The 5,992-nt window shown below is 72.3% G+C and carries 7 protein-coding genes; 6 read left to right on the top strand and 1 reads right to left on the bottom strand.

All coding sequences use genetic code 11. The features are described 5' to 3' along the window. From QH283_RS29855 to tsaD, 5 genes are all read left to right on the top strand, one after another. Positions 1–489, top strand: a 489-nt coding sequence (locus QH283_RS29855; RefSeq protein ID WP_280506249.1) for an alpha/beta fold hydrolase, incomplete at its 5' end; no start/stop codon positions are given. Between the two features lie 114 nt (positions 490–603). Next, positions 604–1,056 (top strand): tRNA (adenosine(37)-N6)-threonylcarbamoyltransferase complex ATPase subunit type 1 TsaE, encoded by a 453-nt coding sequence (tsaE, locus tag QH283_RS29850; RefSeq protein ID WP_280506248.1) that lies wholly within the window; start codon positions 604–606, stop codon positions 1,054–1,056. 101 nt (positions 1,057–1,157) lie between these two features. After that, positions 1,158–1,859, top strand: coding sequence for a tRNA (adenosine(37)-N6)-threonylcarbamoyltransferase complex dimerization subunit type 1 TsaB (tsaB, locus tag QH283_RS29845; protein ID WP_280506246.1), 702 nt, complete (start codon positions 1,158–1,160; stop codon positions 1,857–1,859). 32 nt (positions 1,860–1,891) lie between these two features. Beyond that, complete coding sequence (gene rimI, locus QH283_RS29840; RefSeq protein ID WP_280506250.1) at positions 1,892–2,383, top strand: ribosomal protein S18-alanine N-acetyltransferase; 492 nt, start codon at positions 1,892–1,894, stop codon at positions 2,381–2,383. Then, complete coding sequence (gene tsaD, locus QH283_RS29835; protein WP_280506245.1) at positions 2,380–3,423, top strand: tRNA (adenosine(37)-N6)-threonylcarbamoyltransferase complex transferase subunit TsaD; 1,044 nt, start codon at positions 2,380–2,382, stop codon at positions 3,421–3,423. Before rimI ends, tsaD begins: the two co-directional genes overlap by 4 nt. 77 nt (positions 3,424–3,500) lie before the next feature. On the opposite strand, the gene QH283_RS29830 is transcribed toward tsaD, so the two are convergent. Beyond that, the gene (locus QH283_RS29830; RefSeq protein WP_280506244.1) at positions 3,501–5,015 is read right to left on the bottom strand and encodes an Hsp70 family protein; all 1,515 of its coding nucleotides are present in this window, start codon (positions 5,013–5,015) and stop codon (positions 3,501–3,503) included. A gap of 458 nt (positions 5,016–5,473) precedes the next feature. Between QH283_RS29830 and groES the strand changes: the two genes are divergently transcribed. Then, a complete protein-coding gene (groES, locus tag QH283_RS29825) occupies positions 5,474–5,776 on the top strand; it encodes a co-chaperone GroES (RefSeq protein WP_014349218.1) in 303 nt (100 codons plus the stop codon). Positions 5,777–5,992: the final 216 nt, after the last annotated feature.

Here is a 5,992-nt window from a genome sequence, read left to right as displayed (position 1 = left end):
CCCCCCCTGCTGGGCCCCACGCCGGCCGGCGCGGGCTCCCGTTCCCCCACCCCCCCCGCCCCCGCCGGGGGGCGGGCGGCCCCCACCACCGCGCGGCACGTCATCACGCCGCTGCTGCACGTGACCTCCTTCCACGGTCAGGTCAGCCCGGCGTTGTCGCGGTTCACCACCCGCATGATCGACCGCACCCCGATCGACACCATCGTGCAGTTCCTCGATTCGCTTCGGCTGCACGACGAATCGGCCGCGCTGCCCGCTCTGGCCGGCACACCGACGTTGGTGATCAGCGGCGGCAACGACCTGGTCATCCCGTTCGGTCACGCGCGTGTGCTGGCCGAGGCGCTGCCGTGTAGCGAACTGGTGCGCATCCGGGACGCCGCGCACATGCCGCACCTGCAATATCCCGACCAGGTCAACGACGCGCTGGACGGATTGCTGGTGCGCGCGGGGATCTTCGACGAGGACATGCGCCTGCGGCTGGGCAGCTGAGACGGCACCGGTAGGCTCATCGTTCGGCAGCGGACCGGGAACACCGGGCGAACCAGGACAACCGGGGCGATTTCCGGCGGCGATTTCCGGCGGCGAGGACAGAGGGAGGCGGGCGTGACCGAACGGCACGAGCGCACGCTGCCGACCGTGGCCGACACCGAGGCGCTCGGCCGGGAACTGGCCGCGCAACTCTCGGCGGGCGATCTGGTGGTGCTCGACGGGCCGCTCGGCGCGGGCAAGACCGCGCTGACCCGGGGCATCGCCGCCGGGCTCGGCGTGCAGGGGCGGGTCAGTTCGCCGACCTTCATCATCGCCAGGGTGCACCGGGCGGGCGAACGCGCCGACGGACCGGCGGTGCCGATGGTGCACGTGGACGCCTACCGGCTCGCGGGCGATCTCGACGAATTGGACGCCCTCGACCTGGACACCGAGCTGAGCGGAGCTGTCGTGGTCGTGGAGTGGGGGCGCGGCGTCGTGGAGCACCTGACCGAGCGCCACCTGCGGGTGGAACTGCGCAGGGAGCCGGACTCCGAGGTGCGCACCGCCACCTGGGAGTGGGTCGGCTGAGGCGTCCGGGACGCCGAAATCCTTTCCGTCCCCCCGGCCTTCACACCCGGCCGGATGCTGCGCGAAGACGCGAGCTACCACCCGGTATCGTGGGGTCAATCATGCTTGTACTCGCCGTCGACACCGCGACCCCTGCCGTCACCGCGGGACTGGTGGAACTGGGACAGGCCGCGGACGGTTCCCTCGACGCGGCCGGGCCACACACACTGGCCTCCCGGATCACCGTCGACGCGCGCGCGCACGCGGAGGTGCTGACCCCGCAGATCCTGCAATGCCTGGAGCAGGCGCAACGTTCGCGCACCGATATCGAGGCGGTCGTGGTCGGCGTCGGTCCTGGCCCGTTCACCGGGCTGCGGGTGGGCATGGCCACCGCGGCGGCCTTCGGTGACGCGCTCGGCCTGCCGGTGCACGGGGTGTGCAGCCTCGACGCCGTCGCCGCCGACGTGGCGGCCGCGGCCGACCTGCCCGCCGCCGGGGAACTGCTGGTGGTGACCGACGCGCGCAGGCGCGAGGTGTACTGGGCCCGTTACCGCGACGGGGTCCGCGTCGACGGGCCCGGCGTGGTCAAGCCCGCCGACCTCGATCCCGCGGGCGCGCAGGCGGTGGCGGGATCGGCCTCGCACGTCGACTACTTCGACCTGCCGGTGATCCCGGTCGAGACGCCCTCGCCCGCCGGGCTGGTCCGGGTCGCCGCGGCCGCGCTGCTGGCGGGCGCCGCTCCCGAACCGCTGACCCCGCTGTATCTGCGCAGGCCCGACGCCGTGGAGAAGGCCTACCGCACGCTCGACCGGACGGGGGCGTGACGGTGACCACGGACGAGATCAGCATCGTGCCGATGACCGAGGCCGACATCGCGCGTTGCGTGGAACTCGAGCACCTGCTCTTTCCCGAGGACGATCCCTGGCAGGCGGTGGCCTTCCAATCCGAACTCGCCGGCGCGCACAACCGCTACATCACCGCCCGCGATCGGACCGGCCGCATGGTCGGCTACGCGGGCATCGCGCTGCTGGGCGACCCGGAGCATCCCGAGGCCGAGGTGCACACCATCGGCGTCGACCCCGACCACCAGGGCGCGGGCATCGGCACCCGGCTGCTGAACGCGCTGCTGGCCGAGGCGGCCAAGCGTGGCGGCCCCGTCTTCCTCGAGGTGCGCACCGACAACGCGCCCGCCATCGCGCTCTACGCCAAGCACGGGTTCCACATCATCGGGCTGCGCAAGAACTACTACCACCCCAGCGGCGCCGACGCCTACACCATGCGCAGACCGGAACTGACCGCGCAGGGGCGGGAATGGCGCGCGGGCCAGACGGACGAGGTGTTGTCGTGATCGTGATGGGCATCGAATCCTCCTGCGACGAGACCGGCGTCGGCATCGTCCGGTGGAAGCCGGACGGCACCTGTGAGCTGCTCGCCGACGAGGTGGCCTCCAGCGTCGACCAGCACGCCCGCTTCGGCGGCGTGGTGCCCGAGATCGCCTCGCGCGCCCACCTGGAGGCCGTGGTGCCCGCCATGCGCCGCGCGCTGTCCACGGCGGGCATCGTCGCCCCTGACGCGCTGGCCGTCACCATCGGTCCCGGCCTGGCGGGCGCGCTGCTGGTCGGTGTCGCGGCGGCGAAGGCCTATGCCGCGGCCTGGGATGTGCCCTTCTACGCGCTCAACCACCTCGGCGGGCACGTGGCCGTCGACACCCTCGAGCACGGCCCGATGCCGCCGTGTGTGGCGTTGCTGGTCTCCGGCGGCCACACCCATCTGCTGCACGTCACCGACCTGGCCGAGCCCATCGTGGAACTGGGCAGCACCGTCGACGACGCCGCGGGCGAGGCCTTCGACAAGGTCGCCCGCCTGCTCGGTCTCGGCTTCCCCGGCGGCCCCGCGCTGGACGCGGCGGCCCGCGACGGCGACCCGCACGCCATCGCCTTCCCGCGCGGCATGACCGGCCCGCGCGACGCCCGCCACGACTTCTCCTTCTCCGGCCTGAAGACCGCGGTCGCCCGCTACGTCGAGGCCGCCCAGCGGGACGGGATCACCCCCGACCGGCTGCCCATCCCCGACATCGCCGCCTCCTTCCAGGAGGCGGTGGCCGACGTGCTCACCATGAAGGCGGTGCGCGCGGCGCGGGACGTCGGCGTGGACACGCTGGTGCTCGGCGGCGGCGCCACCGCCAACTCCCGGATCCGCTCGCTGGCCGAAGAGCGTTGCGCCGCCGCCGGAATCACGCTGCGGGTGCCCAAGCCGCGGCTGTGCACCGACAACGGGGTGATGATCGCCGCGCTGGGCGCGCACGTGATCGCAGGCGGGGCGGCCCCGTCGCCGCTGACGGTCGCCAGCGATCCCGGGCTGCCGGTCTCGGTCAGCCAGATCGCCTGAGACGCCGACGGGAACACCGCCGCCGCGGTCGTTTCCGCACCCCGGAGCTCTCCGCGCCGGATCGCGCGGCCGGGTGGTCAGTTCGCGAGGACCTCGTCGCGTCTGGAGGAGCCGGAATCGGCGGGTGGGAACGGCAGCCGGGTGCGCGCGGGGGACTGGCTGGTGCCCGGCGTGGTCGTGGTCGACGGCGGTTCCAGCGACAGCCCGGGCTGTGCCTGCTGTTGCGGCGGTTCCTCGTCCAGCAGCGGCCCGAGCAGTTCGGGGAACGGGATCGGCGGCAGGTTCGGGTCGGGACGCAGCATCGGCGGGGTGGTCGGCGCGGCGGCCTCGGTGGTCGGCGGCTCGACCGCGTCCGGCGTGGTGGCCTCCGGTCCTGGACCGGTGGGTGCCGGGGCCGTCTCGGGTGCGGCGGTGGCGCTCGCGGGCGGACGGGTGGCGTTCGGCTCGGCGGGCGCAGGCGCGGGCGGTTCGGCGGTCGTGCTGGGAAGGCCTGCGCTGCTGGTGGTCCCGGCCGGGGAGACTTCGTTGTCGGCGGGGCCGAGCGTCTTCACGCCGTAGCCGATGACCAGCCCGACCACCACCACCGCGCCCGCCAGCACACCCGCGACCTTGGTGAAGGTGTACGCCGAGGATTCGGTGCCCACCTGGCCGACCGGCGCCGGGCTCGGCTGGGCCGCGTCGGCGACCAGCGCGGCGCCCTTGGCGATCACGGCCTCCGGGTCGTCGACGGTGATGACGGGGATCGCGAGCTTGCGACCGAGGATCTGCCCGAGCGCGGGGATGTTGGCGCCGCCGCCGACCAGCGCCACCGCCTCGGGCGCCTTGGGCGAGCGGGCGAAGGCCGAGGCCACATAGGCGGCGGCGTCGGCCAGCAGCCCGCCGATGAGCACTTCGAAGTCGGCTCTGGTGAGCTTGAGCGGGCGGCCCGCCACGTGGTCGATGGTGACCGCGGGCGCCACCGACAGATGTTCCTTGGCGGCGCGGCCCCGGTTGATCAGCATTGCCCGGTTGGGGCGGGTGCCGCGACGGGCGACGTGCAGGTCGAGCAGGTGGTGGTAGATCAGCTCGTCGATGGCGGTGCCGCTGATGGCGTGCGTGCGCTGGGAGTGCAGCACGGTGCCGTCGGCCTGCTCGGCGACGGTCACGCTCATGCCGGTGGCGCCGAGATCGACCAGGGCGATCGTGTCGTAGCGATCGGTCAATCCGGTGTGGCGCAGGTAGATCAGCGCCGCCTCGGCCTCGGGGACCAGTTCCAGCTCACGCCGCTTGCCGATGGCCGAGCGGATGATCTGGGCCTGCTCGTGGCCGCGGTAGGCCACGGCCACGGAGGCGGGCGGGGCGAGCTGGGCGGGCGTCTCTTCCTCGCCGTCCTCGGTCTCGGCGGCCCACGCGCCGTCGTGGCCGGGTGGGGTCACCGGCAGCTGGGTGGTCATCAGATCGATGGAGGAGGCGACCAGGTCGCCGATGTCGGAGTGCGCGGCATCGGCGGAGACGACGCGATAGTCGAAGCTGCGGGCGCCGTTGGCGGCGGTGGCCACCAGGGCCGAGCAGACGACCTCGTTCCCGGCGGAGATGCCGAGGGACGTTCGCATGTTCACCTCCCTTCGACGGACGGAGCGGGTGCGGCGGGTGAGCGGCCGGTGCGGGTGGGGTGGGTCGATGGTGCGCAACGCGACGTGACGGCGATCCGGCGTCGGTGGGTGCTCAGCACGGGTGGGTGCCCAGCACGACCCGACGGCCGTGTCCGGTCGTGCCGTCGATCCTGTCACAATCCGTTATCCGAACGTTACAGTTTCGGCGAACCTATGGGAAGTCGGCGGCAAAATTGGCACCGCCCTGCCTTGAGCGCTGGCACTCGCATGTATAGAGTGCTAGTGACACGGTTGCCCACCAGGCAGCCGCTGTCGAAACGCAGTTGTGACTACTGAGCAGGGGTCCCGGCACCCGCGACGACGGGGCTATGCGCAGGGTCAACCACCGTGACCGAACCCGATGGTCCGGGGCGAATCGCTCCCGGACGACCGTATCCCCTGAAAGTGGAGGGCTCAACGTGGCGAGCGTGAACATCAAGCCGCTCGAGGACAAGATCCTCGTCCAGGCCAACGAGGCCGAGACGACGACGGCCTCCGGCCTGGTCATCCCGGACACGGCGAAGGAGAAGCCGCAGGAAGGCACCGTCGTCGCCGTCGGCCCCGGCCGCTGGGACGAGGACGGCGAGAAGCGCATCCCCCTGGACGTGCAGGAGGGTGACACCGTCATCTACAGCAAGTACGGCGGCACCGAGATCAAGTACCAGGGCGAGGAGTACCTGATCCTCTCCGCGCGCGACGTGCTGGCTGTCGTCAGCAAGTGATCGCGCTCGACGCGGTCCGGTTCGGAACGCGTCTGCCGGTCCCGTCCGGGATCGCGTAGTGACGAGGTGCCCCGGTTCCCCCGCAGCGGGGCCGGGGCACCGTCGTTTCAGCCCCCAACCAGCCCCAAACCAACAAAAAAAGACTCAAGGCAAACCAGAAAGAGTTGGACGAAAAGGCTCGCCGGGCTCTCGAGCGCGGCGTCGACAAGCTCGCCG

Source organism: Nocardia farcinica, assembly GCF_029867845.1.
GTDB classification, from domain to species: domain Bacteria; phylum Actinomycetota; class Actinomycetes; order Mycobacteriales; family Mycobacteriaceae; genus Nocardia; species Nocardia farcinica_A.
This window is presented reverse-complemented; position numbering and strand designations above follow the sequence as displayed.